Genomic DNA, 24,655 nt, shown 5'->3' on the forward strand with positions numbered 1-24,655 from the left:
ACTCTCCTCATTTTTGCCTATTGATCGGCCAACCCCGTTTATTCCAGCTCCGAATCCATTTCCAGACGGGTATATACGTCCATTCTCCGTTCCATGCCCATATCGACAATAAGTGTATCGTTCGGCATGGCCCGATCCGGTCCAAGCGTGAGCAAGGACGGCTCCGTCAGTACGGTATTAATGCCGAGATACGTATGCAAGTCCAGATACATCCATGGCTGCAGCAGCACAAGCTTCGCTTCCGTATACGCCGGCTTTTGTTCTTCAAGCAATTGCTCAATTACGACCCGCTGCTTCTCCGTAGGCGCTTGCTCAGGACGCAGCAGCACCGTAAACGTATAGGGATCATTGCTGTACAACCGGTCTGTCAGCTCCCTCAGCTCTGCGTTGTCCCGCATGGGTCTCGTCTGAAAATGCTCGATCAGCAGCGGCTTCTGTCCGGTATAGGTTTCAATTGATTTCTCGATGCCAAGTCTCGTGCCTCTATACTTATACAACTCAGGAGCTTCCTTCAAAAATCCAAGCACATGCCGGTCAGTCCAATAATCGTCCGTCTCCAGTCCGATCCAAGAGGCAAGCCAGCGCAAATGTTCGCCGCTCGACAGCTCCGCATCGAAATATTGCGGAAGTTCTGCGATATTATCCTCGATCTCCGTGAACAACGTGCCAAACAGTGATAAAAAACGTTCCAGAAAATCTTTGCTCGCCTCATCCTCTTGGTAGACAGCCGGCAAATAAGACAAGTACGTCTCGCGGGGAAAATGAACCCGCAGCCGCTGAAGCGAAGGCGTATACCGTTCCGTACCCAGCCACTCGATTTTGAGCCAGAGATATCGGCCCTTTGCGCCAAAGAACAACGCATCCTTTGGGTTAATGACGGGCCGCGACCATAAATGTGCCAGCGCATTCAGCCTTTCGCGGTAGGAACGGCTCGAATCGGAGAGCCAATCATCGACCTTGACATAGGCTCCGTTCAGAATACAGCTATCCTCGTTCAAGCTGAAGTAGGAGACGCGAAGCTGCGTGCCTTCGGGAATGAACGCATCGAGCGTCATTTTATGCCAAATCGTATCAGTCTCCGTACTATCGAAAGCACGAGAGAACCATACGCCTTCCGGCACCCCTGTCTGTTCCATGACGAGTGTCTGCGGCTGTAAATTCAGAATCGTGACGGTGGAATCCTCGCTGTTCAAAATATACATCCGGTCTTTATTGTCGGTCAGCAGCTGATCCGCTTTGCCGCGAAAGCCCGTAATCCGCCCGATGAGATCGCCATCAGATCTGGCTTGTATAATGAAGCGGTCGTCCTCGCTCTCGCGATCGATCTCGCGAGAATCGCCGATGTACAGCACATCTCTCGTATCCAAGCAAAGCCCTGCATAGGGCATTCGCGGAAACTCGAGCCGAACATCAAGCTTCCCGTCATGTCCGAATGAAAACAGCTTGGCAAAAAGCGTATCGAATATGTATAAGCCCCGATTCGGTGAAATGGATAAAAAGTAAGTACGATGCAGATGCCGCAGCTTTGCGCGAATTCGCTGATTAAATGCAGGGTCGCTCCATACAGCCATCAGAGCGCCGGATAGTGAAAATTTCATAATGCCCAGCTTGCCGCCCTCCGGAACAGAAGGCTCGTCACTTCCCTCATCCACTTCAAGCGGAGTCAGCACATACAGACTGCTGTCATCTGCAATAACGGCGAGCGGTATTAACGGCAAGCCGTCGACCATGCCCGTCCGGGACCACAAAGTCTGACCATTTCCGGCATTGTAGCATGACAGCGTTCTATCACTGTCCGAATCGGCTATGAAAAGCAGCTCGCCAGCCGCGGCAATTCGGGCATTCGCCGTGAACAGGCCGTGGCCTTGCGAGAACAATCGCTTATGTTCCAGATTGCGGCGGTCGTATATCCATAGATCAGCCCGCTCATCCAGCATGTACAGACGGTCATGCTGTCCGAGAGCCAGCTCCTTCACGCGTGCTGTACCGTTCAATTCCTCCAGCTGCAGCACAGCATGAATGCCATATTTATTGTCCCGGCATATTCCGAATCCGGCCCGGTTCCACTCTAAATTGAAGGTGGCGGCGCGCTGCCAGTCCTCTTCGCGATTGAGCGAGAAAAAACGTTCTCCGTTCAGGCTATTCCCCTCCCTTACCTGGCCGGCTTATGCTTTGTTTTCCAGCCCTTGTCTATAAATGCAACCGGCTTACGAGCTCAATCTCATGCTCACCGGAATAAATCAAGCCATGCGGCGGCAAAATGATGTCCCCGCCTTTACTCTTCTTCACATGCGCTCCATCAGCATCCAGCCATAAATCCTGAATGAAGACGACGCCATTGCGGCCGCTAAGGGCATTGTATATATCCCCTTTGTAGACCGGTCTGCCAAACGCCCAGCCCCTCCCGGCCTCCTCGCCGGTTCCGTCAAGCGGCCGCAACAGCTCTTGAAGCGCTGCAGTGATTGCCCCGCCCTCGTCTATAAATTGCGGCTCAACAACAACGACAGCATGCACTGTTACTTTGATATATACTGGCGGAATCACATGCACCTCCGCCGTAACAAGCCTCCTGCTGTCCAAATGCCGTTTCACGGTCTGTAAAAAACCGCTGCTAGGCTGCGGCGTCCGGCTGAAGCTATTGGGAACCACTACGACCGATACCTGCCCTGGCGCCTTCTCGCGCGGATAATCAGCCAGACCCGGCTTGAAGAGCGGAATGGCATGCACCCTGGCCACGTCGACTCCTGGGGTAGCCTTAACAATCGTCTCGTAGTCTTCATCGGTAACGGCGCGAAACGTCTTCTTAAGCTCAGACTGCGCCCGCTGGAGCGTCTCCGGCAGCAGCTCTGCCTCACGGCCGCCGGCCGCATAATCGGGATTCGAGACGAATACACCGGCTGGCCTATGCTCCTCATGAACCCATTCCGATAGCAGCCCCGGCTTCACATTGCCGCGCTCTCCTCCGCCAAGCTCACAGCCGATCAGCGCAATATTGTCCTCCAAACTAAGCGAAGGAATCGCACCTTGCTCATTGTTGCCGAAGGTAATGAGCCTCTTTACCGGATCGTACAAATAATGGCGGTCTTCCGGCTTGGAGCGGTCGAACGCGTCAACCCTGGTCCAATCCTGCCAGACCGTCATTCCGTCCTCATCTACTCCAGCAACTTGGAGAGCGATGGCATCCTTCCGCACGCATGGCAGCTCGTACAGCTCAAATTGTTGTCCAGGCAACCCATTGCTCCTTCCAATGTAGCGATGCGCTTCGAAGCCCGGTGTGCTTGCAATTACACGAATGGAAGTTTCCGATTCCAATTGCTGTGTGCCCTCAGCCGCTATAAGTTGAATGACCGCTTCTCCGGCCTCCAAATCTTTTAAGACACTATAAGTGATCGTATCGTTAGGAGCGGCTTGGACAGAATTGACATAAATCCAATCGCCATTCGCCCGCTGTATTTGCAGATGAATATGACCATACAACGCTAAATAGCTGGACACCCTGATTTCCGCTTCGGATATCGGAATCTGATAAGGTATGCTTTCGCAGAGCGTATCCTTTTGCACCGCATTTACGGTATGCAGCCTTAAGCCTGAGATTCGCGGCGGCAGCTCATAACCGCCTTCTTCGATCGTGCAGCAGATCCAATACCGGAACCGGTCATTGGCCGGATGGACGGTAATCGGCAGCATTCTCGCTTTATTGCGAAATGTGATTTGACCGCTTACCGTCAAATGAATCGTTCCGTCTTCGACAACCTCCAGCGGCAGCCAGCTTGCCGTACCGGTCTGTTCATCCAGTACATAAGCTTTCCACGAAAGCCTCGCCGATGGCGTTATTGCCGTAAGATCCAGCTGTTCCATCAGCGACGCGGAAGATTCTTCATCCTCCATGCCGGCGGACTTGCTGCCGCTTAGCTTGACGCTAAATGTAACGAGCTCAGACGGCTCCAGATCCCGGTCAAACGAAACGTACATCCTCGAGCCTTCCACAGCCTCCTTGCCGAACGGATAAAACGCTACATTCCGTTGTTCATTAGAAGCTGTTACATCATTAGCCTCACGCTCCGTGCGGCTAATGATCCGGTCCAGCTTGAGCGGTACGAGGCTTAATGCCCGGACGGTCTCAAATATCTGGTCCTCGGCGATCAGCTTTGTACCACGCGGAATGACTGTTTTTCGCGAAATGCCGTCAAAACAAATCTCAGCAACCGCAGCGGAAGCATCACGGGGCTTAACGCCAAGCAAGTCTAAAAACTTAACACGGCTTTTGTCCGGCACTCTGCTAATATAGTAGCGCTGCATTTCGGTAAGCCATGCGAACAGCTCCAGAAACGTAATGCCCGGATCATGTGCGTTCTCATCCGTCCATTCCGGTACGCGCTTCGGGATCATACGACGCGACTGATCTACGATATCCGCATAGGTACGATCGTCCAAGGGCAGCTTAGGCAGCATGCGATTTCCTCCTTCCGTTCATTAATTCGGTGCTGGAACAGCTGTTATGGCATGAACTCCGTTCACTACAATACCGTGTGCAACCTCGCTCATTTTACCCGGGTCCCATTCAATCCGGCTGCCGTTTTCAATTCTCGCCACATGAATGTACAGCCGCTCGATGTACAATAACGAACGAACAGAATGAAGCAGGGAATGAAGCACTGATGCATGAAGCAGTTCCCCGATATTCCAGCCCTGTCCGCCGGCATTGCCGTTAATCGGATCTAAAAATGCATTTAGCTTGGACACGCACTCCGCCTCTGCAGGCAAAATCTCATCAATGGTCTGCACAGCAATTGTTGCATGGACAGAAATCTCCATATACGCCGGCTCGACGACACGAATGGCGCCCCCTAGTGATACAAGGCTGGACGCTTGACGCCTTAATTCCCGTTCGACCGTCTGTCTAAGCTCCGGGAACTGGGCTGCATCATTCAAGCCCCCGGCCGGAAATGCGACAACCGCTAAAGAACCTGGAGACCTCTCCAGCAAGCCATTGCGGTTTGACAAGCATTTTACTTTCGCAATTTGCGGGAAAGCTTCCCTTGCCAGCCATTCCACATCCTTAGAGGTAACCGCTCTGCCGCGATGCTTGAGACGTTGAGGTCCTCTAGCCATTGCCTGCTCGACCCGCTCCGTATCTCCGCCTCCCATGGACGGCTCAGGATTCGATACCGCACTAATGAAAGCAAACGGAAGCTGCATTCCCGTTATGTGTTCCGCCGGAACATTGCCCCGGACGCCTTCCGTCGTTTTAAACCGGATGCGAACCAGGTCGGTATTGTCAAGCGAAGGCAGCATCCCGTGAACGCCGTCTCCGAATTGAATTGAGCCTCCAGCATAATCAACCGTATAGTGCCGGTCATCCGGTCCCGATTCCGCCAACGAGGCCACCTGCGACCACTTTGCCCAGAACCGCTGCAGCTTGCCTTCACCGTCCCGCTTTGCGGTATACAGCTCTGGTTGCTGCAATAATGCTTCCCGTTCGTATTCGGTAAACCGTTCCTGTTCGTCCACCCATACTTCCTCTTCAATAAAAGCACCCGGTGTCAGCTGCGCAAAACCGTTTGCCGCTATAGTTAGCTCCCGCTCCTGGCTTACTTGCTGGCGAACCGTTACTGCATTGAGATGGATGCTTCCGGCTATCGGATGTCCGCCAGTGGAATTGCCAATTTGATAATCCCGGTTCACGGCCCTCAGCCAATAGCGCTCTTTGCCGAATAAACGAGCCCTCGCCATATTCGTCGGACCAGCCCAATTCAGATGGCCGCTGATCGTAAAAGCATTCGTTCCGTCATTCAGCTTAATCGGCAGCCATATCTCCCTGCCATGCTCATAGCATAGCGCTTCCCACTCGATCCAAGGCGGCTCGCCGCCTGCAGCAAAACGCCGCTCCAATCCAACATACATACCTAGCGGGCCTTTCACCGGAGCAAGGTCAAAGGATACATAGACAGCCGGCTGCGGGCATGGAATCGGCTCAAACAACCGAAACGGCGCGCCGCCTTGCCGCACGGACGCCGTACGGTCCCGATCGTCGGCATTGCTTCTCGTATACGCGAGATCAGGCAGCAGAAGTGTTTGCGAGCCCTGCGCATAGGAAAGCGATGGTCCGGACAGCCATGGCGGCATATACTCCATAACAGCGGCAATTATCGGATCGACCTGCAGGACGCGGGCGCGTACCCAATAGTCGTATTTGCCGTTGACGAACGTTTGCGTCATATTCTCCGGACAAGTAAATTCCAGTGTAAAAACACGCGCTTGCTCCTCCGGCAGCTCCTCGAACATCTGGGTATAACGCTCACTTCCCGGCAGCATCGCCCAATTGCCGCCATCCCAGTACTCCCATTGCACCTTGCGAATACGAACGCGGGGCGGGTCCTTTTCTTCAAATTCGGAGGTCCGCATCACCATTTTCCATTTCACTTCCGGATCGGGGGCTGTTCTGAGCACGCTAGGAATCGCTTTGGCGTGGAAGCTCAGCCGCATTCGTCCTGCTTTTTTCGTAAATGTCTCCTCGCTGGCCATATAAAAAACAGAATAAGGAATAAAATGCTCGCCAAACGGAAAGAAGCCTTCCGGAAGCAATTCCATATCGTTGTAGTACAGCGAAGTGGGCAAAATGCCTTGCGAATCGCCTTGCGCATCATGAGCTGCACGCATACGCACGCGATCCAGCTCCAGATTCGCGTTTAACAGCGGCGAAGCGGTGTTCGGCAGCGGCTTAAGCGTACAGCGAATCCATCGGCCGCTGATTTGCTGATGCTCCGTCAGTTCGATCATGCCCGGCTGTGCTTTATGTAAAATAATCATATTTCCGGCTGCTGTGACCGAATCGAACGCTTTCCATTCTCCACTTACCGGGTAGGTCCACTCTACGGCTTGTGATGCTAGCGAGGCAGCCAGCTCCGGTTCCGTATAGCGTTTGGCGCTATGCTCGACATGCACATAAATGCGGCTTGGCCGGTCGGCTAGCAGCAGCTCGTCATGACGAATATAGAGGACATGCTCCTGCTCATTCTGATAATGGTCGGTATCAAACAGCCTGACCGGAGCGGCAATGCCAGAAGATAAAAGCTCTGCATAATTCGAAGCAGCCACAGCAATCCGATCCCGTTCAGGATGAACGTTGATCCATTCCATAATTTTAGCCGGGGTTGCCGCCAAAGCACGTTCCGTCTCAAAGATGAGCGGCTCGCCGCCGTCTGGATGGACAGCTGTCAGCGAAATGCCAGCCGGCAGGTGAACCGGATCAACCGCTCCTTCGCTTAGTGCAAACACCACGTTCGCACGAGCAGGACGAGGCGGCTGCAGCTTGACCTGAATGAAGTCCAGAAAGGATAAAAAATGATTAATCGGCGCCTGATTAAGCCGCTGTACCGTGTCCTGCAGCATTTCACCGGCCAGAAAGGCCAGACCCGTTCCGGGATCCGGATCGTCTTCGGAAAACCGCCATTCCGGCGTATAATGCGGTACCATCTCCTTCAACCTAGAAATGAAGGTAGAACTGCTATTTGAGTTTATTTTGGGCGGACGATTGAAATCACCCGATTTTCCCCCATGCTTCATCGCCACATTCGCTCCCGTCAGTTACTGCCTTCCTCTAAATAAAAAGGATACACCTGATTAAATAAATTGTTCGTTGACCGCACCACATACGAGACTTTCAGCAATACTCTGCCGGAATGCACAGGGTCCAGGCTTGCCTCCACCTCAACATCCTTCACGCGAGGCTCCCAGCCGCGGATTGAGGCTTCCACATCCGTAGCCAGCAATCTCATCGACGTATCGTCTGTCGTGCCGAAAACGAACTCCTTTAGCCCGCTGCCAAAATTAGGCCGCATAAGCCGCTCCCCCTTGGAGGTGCGCAAAATAATGCGAATCGACTCTGCGATATCCTCTTCGCCCTCCGCCATTCGAATCCGGCCAGTCGTCGCATCGACCTGCACGGGAAACTTCCATCCCTTTCCTAAAAACGAAGCCGACATGCCCGACCGCCCTCTTCCTAAAATTAGTTAATCTTCACGATCGAGCCTTTGATCGATACCATCCCGCTCGCTTTCATTTCCAGCATGCCGCCGGATTGAAGCGTCAGCGAGGCTTGCGCGTCTACCTCGATTTTTGGTCCTTTGATCGTTGTGGATTTCGTCCCTTCGATCGTCACATCGCCTTGATTGCTCATGACGATTTTGGCTGTGCCGCCCGCCTTCACTGTGACTGTTCCCGAGGAGCCGCCTGTCATCACAATTGACTGTGCCTTATCCTTCGTCTCTACGGTGATGGAATTCGACTTCTCCTCCAGCTCGATTTGATGCCCTTTGTTGGTTTTAATCGTAATTTTCCCGTCATTGTCCGTATCCTGAAACGTAATTTCATGCCCGCTCCGGGTCTTGATCTGCCGAATATCGTTCTTCTCATGCGGGGCTGGAGGCTTGTCTACCTTATTCCATAACGATCCGATAACGATCGGAGAATCGATTCTGCCCATCAGAAAAGCGACGAGCACCTCATCATTGACCTCGGGGATAAAAAGCGTGCCGCGTGACGATCCGCCCATCATCGTAGCGACCCGTATCCAGTCGGTCTGCAGCTCCCCTTCACGCAGAGGAAATTTCACTTTAACTCTGCCCAGCTTGTCGGGATCGTTGTTTGCCGTTACAATCGCGTTCCAGACGCCGGACAACTGGTCGGGAACCATCGAGCGGGCATGCTGCCCATGCTGATCGAACAAGCCCGAGAACATCATGCTCATATCGCATTCCCCTCTGCTTCAAATGATGTCGTATAACCGTTGTCCGCATCCAGACGATGCGTCGCTCTCGTAATGCGGAGCGTTTGATTCAGTCCGGTGCCAAGACCGTCGATCTGAATCATTTTACCCGGCTTAATCTCCGGCAGTCCGATGCTTGACCCGTATCCCGTTACAAGCTCCCTTGCTTTCCTCTCTAGCATCGAGGTGGCCAGAAGCTGTGCCTCCGCCTGAGAGGCAGCTTGCGAATAGACGATCTCCACCTTTTTGGAGGAGAGCTTGTTAGCGAGACTTGGACCCGTTGTTGATTTGGATGGCATAGCCGTCACCGATTTGGCCGTCGCTTCCACATGCGTTTTTTTGTCCACGTCATAGCCCCGGACCTTTACTTCCGCCATCTGGCCCGATGCGTCGATCTGAAGCGCAAAGCCGAGCAGGCTTTGTCCGTATTTCAGCTGTACAACAGGCTGCCCAAGCTTTGGCTTAACAAAGTAGAGCTTAGAGCCCTCCACATAAAACTGCCGGTCATTGTCGACTGCAAGCGAGCGGATAAAATGATAGTCGCTAATGCCTGCCTGTTCGATTCGTTCGCGGGTAATCGTCGTATCATCGATTTCGGCTGTCAGCCCATATTCGCCAGCAATTTGCCTGACAACATCGCTGTCCTTCATTTTGGACCAGCCCTTAGAATGAGAGGAGCGCATGAGCAGAAATGACCGGTCCATCCCCGTTACGATAATTTTCGGCGCGCTATTGGATGAGTAATCCAGCGTATACCCTGTAATAAGCCCGTCAAACAGCAGCCCTTTTTTATCGGCGTAGCCCAGCTTAACCTGGAGAGTTTTACCGACTTGGATCGTATCTTCAACCCAATCAAATTTAGTTTCGCTGATGCTAAACCCATTAACGATGGAGAACTTCGCCATATCCGCGTGAGTCTCTGTCGATAGATCGACTTCCACCCATTCCACCGCCATCTGGGCAAGCTTATCCGACTCCCCGTCAATAAGCAGCTCCATTTCCGGCGCGACAAAATGCTTGTATTTCGTTTCCAATGATGCAAAGCCGCTCGTTTGGGACGGTGCCATTAGCGCTTACTCCAATCTCGGTATCGTCAATTTTCTACCAGCTGTTAAATCCCTCGGATTATCGATGCCGTTCGCTTCGGCAATATGCCTCCAAGCTGCGGGATCCTCGTACTCGTCAGCTGCAAGCATCCATAATTGATCGCCTTGCTTTACCGTTTTTTGCTTCGTCCGGTCTGCTGATTGCCGTGGTATTTCCTGGAATTGCTCCATCATCGTCTGTGTGCTTGTAAACGATACGCCAAGCGTCGCCCTTACAGGTACACCCGATTCCAGAAACATTGTATACCTTTGAGAGGCCGACTCCAGATTGCCTTTGAAATCAAGCGATCCCCATATAAAGCGGACTTCCGGCGGAGCGTGAAGGTCCGAATCGATTTCCATGGCGGTCAAAATTTTCAGCGTATGCTTTCGAACGTCTTCGCCGCTTTCGTATGTATCGAAGAACAAATCCATAGTAAGCTTGGATTCACTGCCCCCCGTATAATGGGCGAGAGGCGTCTGCAAGCCCGGAATTTCCGAATCGGCGAACTGGTTGCTCGTCTCAAGCGCGTACTCCGACGGGTTGAACATCACTTCTATCGTCTCTTGCCCCTTGCTGCGATAAATAATGATTTTCGCTTTGCTTAATGCCATTTTCTAAGCCCCCCTGCATCTAGCCGTGGCGATCAGATGCCGCGTCTTCGTTGCTCCAGCTTCATTTTTCGTTCCAGTGCCAGATACACTTTGTCTGCAATTGCCTCCGGATTAAGCTGCGGCATCTGCATGATAATCTTTTGCAGCTTTTCCGGATCGAGCTCCTTAGGCGCATCTACTTGTACAATTCGCTCCGGCTCCTTCGCGGTCACCTTCGCTTTCGGATGGGACAACGCCGGCAGCGGTGCCCCTGCTTGCGGAGCAGAAGAAGCAGCACTAGCGTAACTCAGCATCGGGTTGGCTGGCTGACTGTTGTCATGCCAAGCTAGTCCACTCGTCGCAGTGGCAGTCGCAGTTGAGGTACCGCTCACTTTGTGACGTCTAAGTACGAAGGCATGCAGCGGCTGCGCGGCCTTCGTCCGCTCGCTCTCAACTGCCTCCGCTTGCCTCACTCCGCTCGGCTTCGCATGTACCTGCTCCGCCGCCTTCTGCGGCTCCGCTGCTGCATTCGCTCGCGCTATCGCGACGGCTCGCTCACCCGTGATTGCTTGCGCGGCTTTCGTCCGCACGCCTTCTACTGCCTTCGCTTGCCTCACTCCGCTCGGCTTCGCATGTACCTGCTCCGCCGCCTTCTGCGGCTCCGCTGCTGCATTCGCTCGCGCTATCGCACTGGCTCGCTCACCCGTACCCGCTTGCTCAGCTTGCGCCCGCTCTCTCTCAAGCGCCTTCGCTTGCTCGGCTTGCGCCCGCACGCCTTCTACTGCCTTCACTTGCTCGGCTTTCACCCGCTCGCTTTCAACTGCTTCCGCCTGCTTAGTTCCACTCGGCTTCGTATGCACCTGCTCTGCTGCCCGTTGAACCACGGCTTCATTCGACTGCACTATTGCTCTAGCTTGCATGCTTTGCTTTGTATTCGTCTGCTCATCTGCCACACTAGGCGATTGGACTGCATTTCCTCGAATACTTTCTTTCAATCTTTCAACCGACTTCATTTGCTCCGTATTCGTTTGTACAACATTCGTCTGTCCATTCCCAACCTTGTCGACTTGCTCAGCTCCGCCCGGTTTTGCATGCACCTGATCCACCGTCTGTTGAAGCTCTGTTACATTCGCCCTCGCTATCGATCTAGCCTGCATACTCCGCGTTGCTTCATTTACCGGCTGTTCCATTACGTCTGACAAATCCGCTGTATTCACCGTAGACTCTGAACGAACTCGGTCCTCCCTGCTCGCTGATTCCACTTTGAACTGCTCACTCAATGCTTGCCCGGCTTTCGCCTGCTTGTTTTCAAGTGCCTGTGCTTGCAACCCTTCACTCGGCTTCATATGAACCTGCTCCACCGTCTTTTGCGGCTGCACTACATGTATACGTGCTGCTGCACCGTTCGCCTTTTCTTCCGCACCAGACTGAACAGCAGTTTGAGATATTTGAACTGTTCCAGGCAGAGGGTTCGGGCTAACTTGCTTAATCACATCAGCTTGCCTTACTTTTCCTTGCTCACGCACATCCGAGCTCTTTGACTCTGCAGATTCCTGCCCGTTTCCTGGGGATTCCGTTTGCCCTGCTGTGCTTGGCTTGATATGTACTTGCTCCACTGCATTAAGCCCTGTAACATTAGCCCTCATCACTGCCCTGGCCGTTTTCGGTTCCTTGCTATTTGTCCAATCAGCTATTTCTGCCGATTGCATTGAGTTCACCTTAGAGCTTCCTCTGCCTCGCTCAGCCGCAATTGTTTGTTCAGCTCTCGCTTGTACCACTGGTACCTGTTTGCTCGAACCGTTAGTATCTTTTTCTTTTTGCTCTTGCTCTGCTCTACTCGGCTTGGTATGCACTTGCTCCGCCGCCTTTTGAGGCTGCATAGCTTGGGTTATTACAGCTCTAGCACGCATATTTTTCTTAGCGCTAAATGGCTCAACTGCTTCTCCACGCTCTGACCTGTTCGAGCGTTCAACCGACTTCGAATGTTTTACTTCTAATCGTTTATCCGACTCCGTTTCTCCCGCAATAGAAGGCTCCGATCTCTTCCTTTGACCCTCTCCGGTCTCGGCTGCCTTTCGTCCACCATGCTCAGCTCGAAAACTTGAAGCATCGGTTTTCTGTCCACTTGCAGCTTCCTGCAAACGCATCAGCTGTTCTTTCTTAACGAGATGCTCCAGCTTAGCACTGCTTCTTTCCTGGCTGGGACGGCTCATCCTTTTCGCTTTAGCTATTAAAGTTTGAAGCTCCTCATTCGACTTCCATCTATTGAAATTCCTATTGCTAGAAGAAGAGGCAGACTGCTCCTCTGTCTTCTGAATAGGATGCTTTATTTTCATAATCATTGGTCTTGATAACTTAACTGCTTCCTGAGGACTGCTCATCGTTAATCTTTTCACACGAAAACCTTGTGACAGAGCTAACAATTGCTGCCCCTCATCTCTTTCCATTTTCCCCTTAGAAACAACTCCTGCTGCAGTGTCTTTCATCTGCTGACTGGTTGTCCTGCTAACTTCCACCTGTTGGGTAACAGCTGTTTCCCGTATCATTCGAGATTCCTGAATAATGCGCGACAGATCCCGGAAGATGATCCGCTCACGCTCCACAATTACTTTTTCACGTATAACTTTCTCCGCTAGCGGCTTTTGTTTAATAACGGGCAAAGCTGCTCGTCCCGGTTGTTTAGGTTCCTTTTTTTCAGCAGGCGCTGTCACTTTCACAAAAATCCTATGCTCCGTTGGAGTGTCCTCCTGCTGCTTGAGCCTATGAGACATTGAAATGCGGCTAAAAATATCTTTTCTCGAACTCTTATACTTGCTCATGATGCCACCGGCAAACGGCTGTACAGACGTGGCTGTGCCTGCTTGCTTACCATGCTGCTTGCCTATATCCGCCTGTCGTTTCACCAGCGCATCCTCCTTGTGCCAAACTGCTGTTCTACAACCTAACAAAATGTAAAAATACAGTTTGTTCAGCCCTAATTAGCTCATTTCAACCCTCAACCTGCAAAAATACATTTTGTTTGCCCGAATTTGCGCCATTTAGGCCAATTTCGGTGTTTTTAAATGTACTTTTACATTTTGATCGGCTTTTTCAGCCGTTTTCATCAAAACAACATGTACTTTTGCATTTTGATTAATGCAGCTCGTGTTTCTAGTTAGTGTTAGCCACCATACCTGCCCCCAGCTAGCGGGTAAAAACACCCTTTAAGCCGTTATGCGCTATCTCGATCGTCTCGAATGCAACATCGCTTGTGCTCGCGTTCAACTGCGGTCCAGACCATTTCACCGGATAAGCGTCGGTAAAATTCCATCGGCCAAATTCGCTTCCGTCCGCCGACTGCAATACAATCGCTCCATGCTTGCGCTTTATCGCACCGTTAACGGTGCTCTCGTACCAGGACCATAATATAGCAGACTGTGTCATGCCCCGCTTCAGCACAATATTCGGATAGCGGGTTCCTTTCGGAAGCCGATGCACAAAACCGTTTAGTCCGCCTTCGCGGTACTCCTCAATTTCCGTCTCCGCCTCCAGCCCCGATGCCTCGGTAAACCCGGCGACAAACATGCCGTCCAGCTCGATCCAGAACTTGTACGCCGAAGCCATTTTGTAGATTCGCCCCGTCTGGCGAGAACCTGTCGCTGCCATCCGCCGCTACCTCCTTTTGTTGAACACATCAAAGACGTTAGGCTTTTCCGTCGACTCGTCATTCATTTTCCGGTTGATCCGCGAAATCTCTTCGCACCAGCGCCGTCGCTCGGCATGCTCCATGTTCATAATGTCGTCATGGGACCAGTGGAAATAATAGGCGATGAAGCCGACCTCCTCGTAAATCCGATCTGCCGGATATCCTAAGAGAGCGCCTCCGTTAAGGACAAAAAATCGATGGACACCTCATATTCATGCTCACATTTCGGACATGCGGTCAGCACCTTCGGCGCCTCCAAATCATTGATCTGACGATACAGATTTTGCAGATAAGCAAGATCAGCTGTGAACAGCTTCTCAATCAGCTTCGTATCGATATGTCTCAGATCGCCAAGCCGGGTAATGACGCGAGCCATCAATATGACGGTCAAATAGCTGGGATTGGACTGGACACGCGGGTCCTTCATTGGCAGTATTTCATCTGCAGCAGTTGCCAGCCGCATCACGCCGCGCCGGTGCAAATTGCCGTTATCATCGACAAAGCCTCTCGGCAGCTCGAATTCATATTCCGTCTGAAACGCCATGGTCAATGCCTCCGTTCCTTCTCTCGTATGTCTATCATTTATAAAGCGGAAAACAAGAGCAGCGCGGAATGATTATTCCGCTGACCGCCCTTGTTCTCCAGCCTGCTATGCCGTACGCGTCATGCCTTCGTGAGCAAATTCGATCAGCTCGAATGCCACTTCATTGCCCATACCGTTAAAGGTAGGCGCAGAATACTTCACAGGCCATGCTTCGATAACCTGCCAAGTTGCAACATCCTCGCCTTCCTCGTCAAGCGCGATGATCGTAATCGTCTTGCGCTCAATCGTACCTTCCACACACTCTTGCAGCCACTCGTAAAGCTCCATCGATTCAGAAGTGCCCCACTTGAGTGTAATGTTGCCGTATTTCACCAGACCCGGCAGCTTGCGCGGAGTCGTCACTTCATTGCCTTCGCGATACTCGATAACGTCAAGCGTCGCCTCAAAACCGGACACTTCGCTAAATCCGGCCTGCTCCAATCCTTCCAGTTCAACGCGAAACCTAAAATTGCGGTATGGATCTACACGATCTCCAGGCATAGTTATCCCCTTCCGTTATTCAAAGTGGAAGCTCTTCATCCATCATTATAAATTCATGATTTCGTCAGACGCTTACCCGATTGCTATTCCGAGCCGGTCTTCTGCGTAATGCGGAATACGACAAACTCTGCCGGCTTCACTGGCGCAACACCGATAACGACAATCAGTCTGCCGCTGTCGATATCGTCCTGCGTCATCGTTGAAGGACCGATATTAATATAGAACGCTTCCGCCGGGCTTGAGCCTGCAAGCGCTCCGTCACGCCACACGCGAGTCAGGAATGCGTCAATCGTCCGTTGGACGCGTGCCCACAGCTGCTCGGTATTAGGCTCAAATACGACCCAGTTGGAGCCATTCTTAATCGACTCTTCCAGGAAAATAAACAGACGGCGTACGTTGATATATTTCCAGAGCGTGTTGGAGGAGCAAGTGCGTGCGCCCCATACCCGAATGCCCTGTCCCGAAAATGCACGGATCAGGTTGACGCCCGCAGGATTAAGAATGTCCTGCTCGCCGTTGTTATATTGCACATCCAGCCCAACTACGCCGCGAAGCGTCTCATTAGCAGGCGCTTTCTGCACGCCGCGAGTTGTGTCGGAGCGAGAGTAGATCCCTGCGATTGTACCGGATGGAGGGATGAAAATATTGCGTTTGTCCAGCGGATCAAATACTTGCAGCCATGGATTGTACAGCGCGCAGTAGCTGGAGTCGAACAGGTCGCGATGGGCCAGTACGTCCTGTACCTTCGTCGCTTCGCGCGGAAGATCCAGAATCGCGAACCGGCTGCCCAGACTTTCGCAATGAGCAACAAGAGACAGCTGAACATTGGGATCGGTTACGCCAGGAATGGCGATAATGCTGACGACATCGTTGTCGATAAACGACTGGATGCCGGTTCTTTTGCCCGGGCCATTGTCTTCGCCAATAAAGTCAGCTGGCGATAATGCAGCTGCGGAACCGTCGCTGCCGCCAGAGAGAATAATTTCGAAGGTTGCAGCATCTGCGCCGGCAATTTGCTCAAACGGTGTTACGCTGCCTTCAGAAACCGCACTGGCATGGAGATTGATCAAGGAAGAACGCTCAACCAGCTTGTCCACGAAATTCGGAGCTTCCGGATTCAAGGAAGCTTTCTCGAATGTCTCGGCTTCACTGCCATAGACAACAGTCAGCGTGAACTCGCTCGTGCTCAGCCATTTGCTTGGTACAAGCGCAGTATCAGCAACTTCTCCAGTTAATTCTTGCGACAGCTCGATTGTCTGATCCTGTACGGATACGACGCGGTTAACCTGCTTACCCTCGCCGCTTGTAAATACGACAACATCGCCAGCATGGAAGCCGGAACCGTTTTTCACACGGTAGCGGTTGCCCTCCAGCACTTCAAGAATTGGCGTTTTTGCCTTGCTGGAAGGGGTAACGATGATGCGGATCTGATTGCCCCAAGCTCCCGGATTTTTAGCGGAAGCAGATAATACAGCCTCACCCTCGTTCGACGCCGATTTCGCGTCGGAAGGAGCAACCCGGGTAACGAACAAGCGCGAGCCGCCGTTCAGGAAAAACTGGTTGACCGCATAAGCCAGATAGCGATAGGAACCGAAAGCGTTCTCCGACAAATAACCGCCGTAGACACGCGTGAAATCAGCAGGGCTCGTAATGAGCTGCGGAAGCCCTTCAACGGGACCTCTCGCCGCAAGTCCGATAAAACCGGCGGTGCTTGTGCTGACACCTTCCAACGGCTTCGAGCCGCTTTCAAATTCCTCCACATAGACGCCTGGCGACAAATACTCAGCCATTTGTGATCTCCTCTCTGAAACAATATATGTATTAGGCGACTATTGACGTAAGCCTTATGGCTCCCGGCCTTCATCGACCCCAAGACCAATAATTAATAAAGCTAGTTGGAAATCGTAATGTCCGGCATTGCCGCTACTTCTCCCGCTAGAGCGGTCCAATCTGCAGCACCGGAGGCTTGGCCTAGGGCTGCCCGAACGGCAACCCCGAATTTCGAAGGAAGCGTGCCGCGGAACGGCAGGATAACCCCGCCGTCCGAACCGCTGCGTGTCGAGACGGCAGGCAGCAGAAGCGCCCCCCTTCGGTAAGCATTCCTTAACGGCTTGTCCAGCCGGATCATACCGCCTGGGGCTAATTCAGCCAATTGCACCAGTTCTTCCGCCTCACGGCTGCGAAGGAGAAACGTCTCCCCCGCTGTACTGGCTCCTTGCCAAGAGCCTGCTTTCAGCCATGTATCGCCCGGCTCTGCAAGCTCTTGCGATAATCGCCCTCTTGCTGCGGCTTCATCCGTCGCATAAGCCGTAATGAGCGCATCGGCAGCAGGACGGCCTGTCGAATCCAGCACCCGGCCCCGCAAGCCTGTAGAGCCGCTTGATTGCGGGTAGAATCCCGATGGAAGCAACGGTACGGTAACTACAGGCGAGGCTGGATTCAAACTGCTCAGCACCAGTTCCTGCCGAACCGGCAGGTAAAGCGGCGAGTGCACCTCGAGCAGTGCGGACTCCGTCTCCACATCCAGAAACATGTAGCTGCCATCGTCTTTCCGGATAGGCCTTTTGACATACCCTTCAAGCGATACAGATACTTCTTGGGCTCCGGGCGTTTTTCTCGTCCATACATCGACCAGCCGGACAACGATCGAACAGCGGGTAATCATTCGGTTGCGCAATCCGCTCAAGCCGGCCCACCGTCCTTGTCCTCAATCGTAATATGCCGCTCCACCACTCGCGATACGGCCTTCGTCCGGTTGGAATCCAGCAGCACGGGGCCGACACGGTATACCACCGAAAGCTTGTACGACAAATCTCCGAACTGCCACAGCTTCATAAGCTCATCGTTTTCCATACTGACTTGAGAGATTCGAGCCGTCTCGCCGCTCTCCGCCAGCGCCCCCTCCAGAAAGGGAGCCCGCAAAACTGAGTTGTCATACAGAACCTGCATCGCTTTACCCAAAATCCGATGCTCGTCCAGCGACCGGGTTAGACGGTCCGCATTGGAATGCGCCGTGATCATAAAGTAAAGATCAACGGTCAGAGGGGGAAATTGCAGCACTCCTCCCCGATCCTGCATCTTCGTACGGCGAGCCTCACCGTTCTCCGTCACATTAAGCAGGAAGAGAGACAGTGAGAGATCCCCCGCATCCCGAGGCGAAGCCAGACCGATTAATTCCGGCCTTGGGACCGGGTCTGGCGTCATGCTTTCGCGAAGCAGCCGCAATAAACTGGCACCTGTATCTGCAATCACCGTATACCCTGCCATCTTCATCCTCCTTCATCCTGCTTAATCCGATCAAACAACGAGACTATTATACTGTTTTTGCTAAAAAATGACTACGAAAATTTATCAGAAAATGTCAAGTTTTCTCCAAATTTGATAGACCGTGAGAATTTAGCCCGATTAACGCGCTAAAGGTAAGGCTCAAAGCTCTCTTTTACGATAATTTTCCCCATTTTTTGCAGTTCCTGCCTGGACGCTCGTATCATATGGCGCATGCCGATCGGCATGCTTTCACCCGCCGCCAGAAAGGCCGCGGACAGCACAATATTTTTAATATGACCGCCGGTTACCTCAATTCTATCAGCCAAGAAGGACAGGTCGAGTCCGGGGTCCAGCGGAGCCTCTTTCGGAAGCAGCCCTCGGAAAATATGCTCGCGGCCTTCTTTGTCAGGAAACGGAAACTGAATGATCGTCTGCATTCTGCGCATAAACGCCTCGTCCATGTTCTGCTGCAAATTTGTTGCTAGAATCGATACGCCGTCAAATGCTTCGATCCGCTGAAGCAGATAGGCGGCTTCCATATTAGCGTAACGGTCATGCGAATCCTTGACTTCCGTCCGTTTGCCAAACAGCGCATCGCCCTCATCGAAAAACAGAATCGATCCGCTATTCTCCGCCTCTGCGAACAGCTCTCGCAGGTTTTTCTCCGTCTCGCCGATATATTTGCTGACTACACGGGACAGATCAATACGATACAGCTCCAGCCCCAGCTCCTTGGCGACAACCTCCGCCGCCATGGTCTTTCCTGTGCCGGGAGGGCCGGCAAACAGCATGCTAAGCCCGCGCCCATAAGGCAGCTTTTGCCCAAATCCCCAGCGGCTGTAGACAGTCTCGCCATTCCGGTACCGGCTGCAAGCTTCCTTAAGCAGTGCAAACGGCTCTTCCGGCAGCACAAGATCATCCCACCCTCTTGAGGGCTTTAGCCTATCGGACAGCTCAGAGAGCCTGTGGCTAACATGGCTGCGGGACGCTTCATCGATATCCGGAAGAGTAAGTGAACCGCCGCCGCCCAGAGCAGTTCCCCGCCTTGCCTGGCGCATCGTACCCTCAATTTGACCGGGAGTAAATTTGTATTTATCCGCCAGCTCTGCAAGGACAGGCATGTCGACACCTCCGTGCGCCGCTTGGGTCCACAGCAGCAGCCTTTGATCGGCAGACGGAACCGTCAATGCAATATTCAGCAGCCCTGCTCCTTCCGGCAGCGGGAGCTGCTCGCTGCGCCTCTCCTCGCGGGTCAGCCATAACACCGCCGGCTCGTCAGCCGTTTCCATATACTCATCCAGCATCCGTCTTATTTCCCTAAACATACTGCCGCTCTGCTCTTCTTCTGTTCTTGCCGTCTTGGCCTCCTCGAAGGCAATTACAGCCCCGCTAAGAACAGCCTCGCGAATAAGCAGCCCCAGCTTCTCCCGAAGCTTCTCTCCAGAAGCAAGAAGTCCATCCAGACGGACAAGCAGCAGCGGCTGCTTCAGTGCGCGCGTCAAATGACGGGCGAGCAGCTTTTTACCTGCGCCTTGAGGCCCTGCAATCTGTATGAAGGGAAGTGCCGGCTCGTCATAGACGACCGGCATATCTCCGTCTTCCTCGCCTTGCCCTCTTTCACGGCGGACAGCGGCCGACAATCCTTCCAGCCGCTCGCCCCCGACAAGCATCGGCGGCAGCGTATCGCCGTCTTCCGTCAATACAGCACAATCGGACAGCCGTTTGTCCAAACGCTCTGTCTTCAGCAAATAGCCGACAATTCGGGCATCCAGCTTCAAGATCTGGCGCAGGGAGCTTCTTCCCGGCGGACTATCGGTTTGCTGGAGCAGATAACGCCGCAGGACCGACCCTTCTCCAAGATACAACCGGTCGGACGCTTCATCTTCCATTCTGTCGCTCAGCATGCTCAAAGCAAGCTCTGCCGTCGGCATGCGCAGCGTCACATCATCATTCAAATATCCGAACCAGCTTTCCCAGCGGGAGTCGACTTCGGCGGCGAGAACCAGCACAACACAGCGCAGTTCCCATACGCTTAGCTTAAATCGGCCAGCCAGCTGCGCCAGCGGAAGCTTTAATCCCGCTTCAAGGCTTTCTGCTGCCGCTTCAGCGATCATTCGCTCGGCATGTATGCGCTCGAGGCGGAATTCCTCCAGCGGGTCGTACGAGCCAGGACCATGCTCCATTTCCAGTGTTCTTTCAATATCTGCTGGAGTAATAACCAGTCCACGCAAAGCAAGCGAGGAATCGCCTGCCGTTTCCCTGCTCTCGAAATGATGCAGCAGCAGCCGGATTCCCCGCTCTGTAATCGATAACTGATCTTGTATGTATTGCAAGCTGTTATAGTATTTGGACATCTTCGCTTCACCTTTGCCTTGTAGCATATGCGCTTAGCGGCGCGTAAGACAGAGAACTGCAATATCGTCGGACTGAGGCGCTCCATCAGCAAACATAAAGACGTCCATTAATAAAGCATCGATAATTTCTGCACTGGAATAGTCCTTCGTCTGTGTTAAAAACTGCTGCAGCCGGCCAGTCGAATATTGCTCCTGGCGCGCATTTTCAGCTTCTGTAATGCCGTCTGTATAAATAACAAGCTTATCGCCGCGTTCAAGCTGCAATTTAACATCCTTGTAAGTAAAATCCGGGAAAGAGCCCAGCGGAATACCCTTGGCAAGCCGGATTGGAAGCACCTCACCACCAGCCTTCACGACATATGGCGTACAATGTCCCCCGTCGCTCAGAACCGCTTCGCCAGTAGAGATTTGCAGCACGCCGCATACGATCGTTGCAAACAGCTGAGCGTTATCAAGGCAAAGCTCGTCATTTACTTTTTTCAACAGCTCGCCGGGCGACAGCTCGGGATGCATTTTCCCTTTCAGCAGCGACAGCGTCATCGCCATGAACAGCGCGGCCGGTATGCCTTTATCCGAAACGTCGCCAAGTGTGAAAAACAAATGGTCATCGTCGATTTTGAAAAAATTATAAAAATCGCCGCCGACTTCTTTTGCCGATTTCAACAACGCACAAACGTCGAACGGCTCATTCGCTGACGGCATCGTTGTCGGTAGGAAGCTTAGCTGAATGCTGCCCGCAATTTGAAGTTCGCTCTCCAGCCTTTCCTTTAACGCGGTAGCCAATTGAAGCTCATTAACGGACTCCTCCGACACTTCATGCAGCAGCGCATTGTCTAGAGCGAGAGCCAGAGGGCCCGAAAGCTTGTCCAGCAATTCACGATCCGCAGCTGTCAATGCTGAACCGCCTCTTTTACCCGCAGCTTGAAGCACGCCGATCTGGCGTCCCCTTGCTGTAAGCGGTACGGATATGGCCCCTGTCTCATCCAAGCCGCCCCCGCCCGTTTCACCAGCTAGAGTAATGGCCGCCTTCTCCGCATGAACAAGCCGCTTGACCGCCTCTGCTCCTTGCTGCAGCAGTACCTGCTTCAACGTAGCCGAATACATCTGAGAGCTGAGCTCGAATAGCATGTCCGACTGTTTGACTTGCGCAGCGAGCCGTCTGTTTCTTGCCCACAGCACCGCAGCAGCTCCAAGCCCTAAAGCGCCTGCGATCCACCCTGCAATTGCCAAAGCCGCTCCCCCTTTCTTCTCACCAATCTATACGCCGGCTCCGAATTTATCGAGCGCTTCCTCACGTGTCGCAGCCATCTCCAGAATGTTCGTAAACCCGGACATCTCAAAAACATCCAGCACTTGCTCGCCAAGGCTCGCACAGATCATTCTGCCCTTAGAAGCCCGAAGCTTCTTGGCTGCTACCAAAATGACACGAAGCCCTGCACTGCTTATATATTGCAAGCCGCTAAAATCAAAAATAAATTGCTGCTTCCCCTCGGCTACCTGCTGCAAAAAAGCTTGCTCCGCGATCGAAGCGTTATTCCCGTCCAGTCTTCCCTCAAGCGGTAAAACGGTAATTCCATTAATGTCCTGCGTCTCGATATTCATCTGTATTGTCCTCCTGCTTGCCATTGTTCGTCTTCTTGTTTATGTAGCTGAACGTCTTGCTCATCCGAAAACGATTGCGCTCATCCGTCCGCTCGTAGTGGATGTCGTCCATCAATTGTTTCACAAAAAAAATGCCAAGGCCCCCGATATCCCGGTCCTCCAGCTCTAGCGACCTGTCCGGGTCTGCCTCCTCCAGCGGATTGAACGGCACGCCCGCATCCTCGATTTTTAGCTCAGCAGCCAGCGGAGAAGCAGATACACTTACGGAAATATAATGCTCTCCGCCCGCGGGAAAACCGTAGTTGACGATATTGACGATCAGTTCCTCGCAGGCCAGCGACAAATCAAGCTTAGCCCGCGGTGGCCAGCCTGCCTCCTCGCCAACCGCTTCCAGCCATTCATTAAGCCGCTCCAGCTCGTCCACCCGGTTGTGCAGCTGAATTTCCCGGGCAATCGGAAATTGCCAAGCGTTCGACATCCGCAACCCTCCTGCATAAAAAGTTCGGAGCCGAGCCCCGCATCCGCCTGCTGCCAGGCCATTAATGACAGCAATCCCGTCCGAATGATGTAACTATTCTACGAAAAAGAGATGAATCCTGCCGCTTTTGTCGAAAAAGCCGGGATTAAGGCTGCAGCGCCGATTAAGGCCGTTGAAAAAGCCCTTTTTCGAAAGCATAACGGGTTAACTGCACGCGGTTGTCCAAGTGCAGCTTTTGTAAAATATTTTTCAAATGGTTTTTGACCGTATGCTCCGATAACCCGAAAGCAGCTGCAATCTCACGGTTCGATTCACCGGTAACTACCCGCTCCAAAATCTCCTTCTCCCTTTCCGTCAACGGCGTCGTCATGGAGGCCTCTCCGCCGGACCGGACCGGCTGGCCGCTTTGTGGAATGCCGCCTGCTCCTCCCCGGGCAGAAAATTCCTGCAGCAGCCGGAAGGCCAGCTCCTTCGACATTGGCGCCTCATCTACCGCCACCGCCCGCAAATATTCGAGCCAAGCCGATGGAGCTAAGTTTTTGAGCAAATAGCCCTGTGCTCCTCTTTTGATAGCCTCGAACAAATTTGTGATATCGTCGGATACTGTCACCATGACGATTTTCAATGCCGGGTGCAAAAATTTGAGCCGCTGTGTCGCTTCCAGCCCGCCCATGCCCGGCATATTAATGTCCATCAGAACAAGATCCGGGAGCACATCGTCAATTCTCGCAATGGCCTCCTCACCGCTGGCCGCCTCACCGGCGATTTCAAAAGAAGGATCGCTGCCGACGATCTCTCGCATGCCTTCGCGTCCATGGGGGTGGTCATCGATTAAAAACACCCTTATTTTCATCGTACCGCCGTCTGTCATTGTCCAGCCTCGCTTTCATTCGTTATTTCAACTTCCGTGCCTTCTCCAGTCCTGCCCGCTATTCGCAGCGTCCAGCCCATCCGTTCTGCACGGTCGCGCATCATCCGGACTCCGTATTCCCCTTTTCCTCCAGACTGCTCTGGCTGGTCCCAATACCGTTATCCCGGATGAGGCAGCGGAATGTGGTGCCGCTCCCGGACGGCTGTCCTGCCGCTTCGGTGCAAATAACGCTGGCGACGCTCGCATTCGCATGCTTGCGGATATTCATTAACGCTTCTCTGATAATGGCCAGCAGCTCAATTTTGTGCTTATTCGACAGCAGCCCTTCACTGAGCCGCCAATCGATAACGACCTTCATCCCGCTCGTCTGCCGCATTTCCTCTGCCAGCGTATGAATCGCCAGATTCCAGGAGACATCGTCCGCTGCGGGAATCGACTGCAAGCTGGCGATCGACTGCCGGACATCCTCGTAGACATGCTTGATGGTGCCGCGGATTTGCTCCCTTTTCTGCAGCGCCGCTTCCTCCGATTCCGCATGCTCCAGACGATCCATCTGTACCGACAGCAGAAACAGCGACTGCGAGATGCCGTCATGCAGCTCGCGCCCAAGCTGCTCACGCTGCTCCAGCGACGCTTTCGCCAATTGCTCACGCTGCAGCGCCTCCTGTGTCTGCTCCAGCTTCGCGAAGAGTCCCCGCAGCAGCGTCAGCGTCACAATCAAGACTAGAAGCGGAGCCAGCAGATTGCCGAGATCCATCGATATATATTGCAATAAAAAAGCATGACGGGTATATTCCCACAGCCCGATTGTAACTGTAGGAATCCACAGAATAAGAAATTTCAGCCACTTATAAGACATGCATGCTCC

At 53.0% G+C, this 24,655-nt stretch carries 21 protein-coding genes; all 21 read right to left on the reverse strand.

The window, feature by feature from the left end; translation table 11 throughout:
• Positions 1 to 38 precede the first annotated feature (38 nt).
• On the reverse strand, positions 39 to 1,994 hold the full coding sequence (locus tag TY10_RS12610; protein WP_155985845.1) for a phage tail protein: 1,956 nt from the start codon (positions 1,992 to 1,994) through the stop codon (positions 39 to 41).
• A 196-nt stretch (positions 1,995 to 2,190) separates the two neighbouring features.
• A complete protein-coding gene (locus tag TY10_RS12615) occupies positions 2,191 to 4,452 on the reverse strand; it encodes a putative baseplate assembly protein (protein ID WP_042163902.1) in 2,262 nt (753 codons plus the stop codon).
• Between the two features lie 21 nt (positions 4,453 to 4,473).
• Positions 4,474 to 7,566: a baseplate J/gp47 family protein gene (locus tag TY10_RS12620; protein ID WP_081735250.1), complete on the reverse strand. Its 3,093-nt coding sequence runs from the start codon at positions 7,564 to 7,566 to the stop codon at positions 4,474 to 4,476.
• 17 nt (positions 7,567 to 7,583) lie between these two features.
• Positions 7,584 to 7,985 (reverse strand): GPW/gp25 family protein, encoded by a 402-nt coding sequence (locus TY10_RS12625; protein WP_042163908.1) that lies wholly within the window; start codon positions 7,983 to 7,985, stop codon positions 7,584 to 7,586.
• A gap of 23 nt (positions 7,986 to 8,008) precedes the next feature.
• A complete protein-coding gene (locus tag TY10_RS12630) occupies positions 8,009 to 8,749 on the reverse strand; it encodes a phage baseplate assembly protein V (RefSeq protein ID WP_238327572.1) in 741 nt (246 codons plus the stop codon).
• Positions 8,746 to 9,834: a phage late control D family protein gene (locus TY10_RS12635; RefSeq protein ID WP_042163910.1), complete on the reverse strand. Its 1,089-nt coding sequence runs from the start codon at positions 9,832 to 9,834 to the stop codon at positions 8,746 to 8,748. Before TY10_RS12635 ends, TY10_RS12630 begins: the two co-directional genes overlap by 4 nt.
• A gap of 6 nt (positions 9,835 to 9,840) precedes the next feature.
• A complete protein-coding gene (locus TY10_RS12640; RefSeq protein ID WP_042163912.1) occupies positions 9,841 to 10,467 on the reverse strand; it encodes a CIS tube protein in 627 nt (208 codons plus the stop codon).
• Between the two features lie 32 nt (positions 10,468 to 10,499).
• Entirely contained in the window at positions 10,500 to 13,349 is a 2,850-nt protein-coding gene (locus tag TY10_RS12645; protein WP_042163913.1) for a hypothetical protein, read from the reverse strand.
• 280 nt (positions 13,350 to 13,629) lie between these two features.
• Entirely contained in the window at positions 13,630 to 14,091 is a 462-nt protein-coding gene (locus TY10_RS12650; protein WP_042163915.1) for a phage tail protein, read from the reverse strand.
• A 6-nt stretch (positions 14,092 to 14,097) separates the two neighbouring features.
• On the reverse strand, positions 14,098 to 14,277 hold the full coding sequence (locus TY10_RS32265; protein WP_081735251.1) for a DUF6760 family protein: 180 nt from the start codon (positions 14,275 to 14,277) through the stop codon (positions 14,098 to 14,100).
• 17 nt (positions 14,278 to 14,294) lie between these two features.
• Positions 14,295 to 14,675: a hypothetical protein gene (locus TY10_RS12655; RefSeq protein ID WP_042163917.1), complete on the reverse strand. Its 381-nt coding sequence runs from the start codon at positions 14,673 to 14,675 to the stop codon at positions 14,295 to 14,297.
• Between the two features lie 105 nt (positions 14,676 to 14,780).
• The gene (locus tag TY10_RS12660; protein WP_042163920.1) at positions 14,781 to 15,215 is read right to left on the reverse strand and encodes a phage tail protein; all 435 of its coding nucleotides are present in this window, start codon (positions 15,213 to 15,215) and stop codon (positions 14,781 to 14,783) included.
• 83 nt (positions 15,216 to 15,298) lie between these two features.
• Positions 15,299 to 17,005 carry a phage tail sheath family protein gene (locus TY10_RS12665; RefSeq protein ID WP_042163922.1) on the reverse strand — a complete coding sequence of 569 codons (1,707 nt, stop codon included), beginning with the start codon at positions 17,003 to 17,005 and terminating at the stop codon, positions 15,299 to 15,301.
• 101 nt (positions 17,006 to 17,106) lie between these two features.
• Positions 17,107 to 17,901, reverse strand: coding sequence for a hypothetical protein (locus tag TY10_RS12670; protein WP_042163925.1), 795 nt, complete (start codon positions 17,899 to 17,901; stop codon positions 17,107 to 17,109).
• Positions 17,898 to 18,482 carry a Pvc16 family protein gene (locus tag TY10_RS12675; RefSeq protein ID WP_042163928.1) on the reverse strand — a complete coding sequence of 195 codons (585 nt, stop codon included), beginning with the start codon at positions 18,480 to 18,482 and terminating at the stop codon, positions 17,898 to 17,900. The genes TY10_RS12670 and TY10_RS12675 overlap by 4 nt, the downstream gene beginning before the upstream one ends.
• A 146-nt stretch (positions 18,483 to 18,628) precedes the next feature.
• Entirely contained in the window at positions 18,629 to 20,863 is a 2,235-nt protein-coding gene (locus TY10_RS12680; RefSeq protein WP_081735252.1) for an ATP-binding protein, read from the reverse strand.
• Between the two features lie 6 nt (positions 20,864 to 20,869).
• Complete coding sequence (locus TY10_RS12685; RefSeq protein ID WP_052350527.1) at positions 20,870 to 22,066, reverse strand: PP2C family protein-serine/threonine phosphatase; 1,197 nt, start codon at positions 22,064 to 22,066, stop codon at positions 20,870 to 20,872.
• Between the two features lie 27 nt (positions 22,067 to 22,093).
• Positions 22,094 to 22,438: an STAS domain-containing protein gene (locus TY10_RS12690; protein WP_042163933.1), complete on the reverse strand. Its 345-nt coding sequence runs from the start codon at positions 22,436 to 22,438 to the stop codon at positions 22,094 to 22,096.
• Positions 22,413 to 22,916, reverse strand: a complete 504-nt coding sequence (locus TY10_RS12695; RefSeq protein WP_052350528.1) for an ATP-binding protein — start codon at positions 22,914 to 22,916, stop codon at positions 22,413 to 22,415. Before TY10_RS12695 ends, TY10_RS12690 begins: the two co-directional genes overlap by 26 nt.
• A 163-nt stretch (positions 22,917 to 23,079) precedes the next feature.
• Positions 23,080 to 23,787: a response regulator gene (locus tag TY10_RS12700; RefSeq protein ID WP_042163935.1), complete on the reverse strand. Its 708-nt coding sequence runs from the start codon at positions 23,785 to 23,787 to the stop codon at positions 23,080 to 23,082.
• 100 nt (positions 23,788 to 23,887) lie between these two features.
• Complete coding sequence (locus TY10_RS12705) at positions 23,888 to 24,646, reverse strand: sensor histidine kinase (RefSeq protein ID WP_238327573.1); 759 nt, start codon at positions 24,644 to 24,646, stop codon at positions 23,888 to 23,890.
• Positions 24,647 to 24,655 lie beyond the last annotated feature (9 nt).

It is taken from the genome of Paenibacillus gorillae, from assembly GCF_000513275.1.
Classification (GTDB): Bacteria; Bacillota; Bacilli; order Paenibacillales; family Paenibacillaceae; genus Pristimantibacillus; species Pristimantibacillus gorillae.

What these genes read in the sequence shown, in the direction of transcription:
- TY10_RS12615 (WP_042163902.1), bottom strand. Translation starts at nt 4,452, where the DNA reads ATGCTGCCTAAGCTGCCCTTGGACGATCGTACCTATGCGGATATCGTA.
- TY10_RS12620 (WP_081735250.1), bottom strand. Translation starts at nt 7,566, where the DNA reads ATGAAGCATGGGGGAAAATCGGGTGATTTCAATCGTCCGCCCAAAATA.
- TY10_RS12625 (WP_042163908.1), bottom strand. Translation starts at nt 7,985, where the DNA reads ATGTCGGCTTCGTTTTTAGGAAAGGGATGGAAGTTTCCCGTGCAGGTC.
- TY10_RS12630 (WP_238327572.1), bottom strand. Translation starts at nt 8,749, where the DNA reads ATGAGCATGATGTTCTCGGGCTTGTTCGATCAGCATGGGCAGCATGCC.
- TY10_RS12635 (WP_042163910.1), bottom strand. Translation starts at nt 9,834, where the DNA reads ATGGCACCGTCCCAAACGAGCGGCTTTGCATCATTGGAAACGAAATAC.
- TY10_RS12640 (WP_042163912.1), bottom strand. Translation starts at nt 10,467, where the DNA reads ATGGCATTAAGCAAAGCGAAAATCATTATTTATCGCAGCAAGGGGCAA.
- TY10_RS12650 (WP_042163915.1), bottom strand. Translation starts at nt 14,091, where the DNA reads ATGGCAGCGACAGGTTCTCGCCAGACGGGGCGAATCTACAAAATGGCT.
- TY10_RS12655 (WP_042163917.1), bottom strand. Translation starts at nt 14,675, where the DNA reads ATGGCGTTTCAGACGGAATATGAATTCGAGCTGCCGAGAGGCTTTGTC.
- TY10_RS12660 (WP_042163920.1), bottom strand. Translation starts at nt 15,215, where the DNA reads ATGCCTGGAGATCGTGTAGATCCATACCGCAATTTTAGGTTTCGCGTT.
- TY10_RS12665 (WP_042163922.1), bottom strand. Translation starts at nt 17,005, where the DNA reads ATGGCTGAGTATTTGTCGCCAGGCGTCTATGTGGAGGAATTTGAAAGC.
- TY10_RS12675 (WP_042163928.1), bottom strand. Translation starts at nt 18,482, where the DNA reads ATGGCAGGGTATACGGTGATTGCAGATACAGGTGCCAGTTTATTGCGG.
- TY10_RS12680 (WP_081735252.1), bottom strand. Translation starts at nt 20,863, where the DNA reads ATGCTACAAGGCAAAGGTGAAGCGAAGATGTCCAAATACTATAACAGC.
- TY10_RS12690 (WP_042163933.1), bottom strand. Translation starts at nt 22,438, where the DNA reads ATGAATATCGAGACGCAGGACATTAATGGAATTACCGTTTTACCGCTT.
- TY10_RS12695 (WP_052350528.1), bottom strand. Translation starts at nt 22,916, where the DNA reads ATGTCGAACGCTTGGCAATTTCCGATTGCCCGGGAAATTCAGCTGCAC.
- TY10_RS12700 (WP_042163935.1), bottom strand. Translation starts at nt 23,787, where the DNA reads ATGACAGACGGCGGTACGATGAAAATAAGGGTGTTTTTAATCGATGAC.
- TY10_RS12705 (WP_238327573.1), bottom strand. Translation starts at nt 24,646, where the DNA reads ATGTCTTATAAGTGGCTGAAATTTCTTATTCTGTGGATTCCTACAGTT.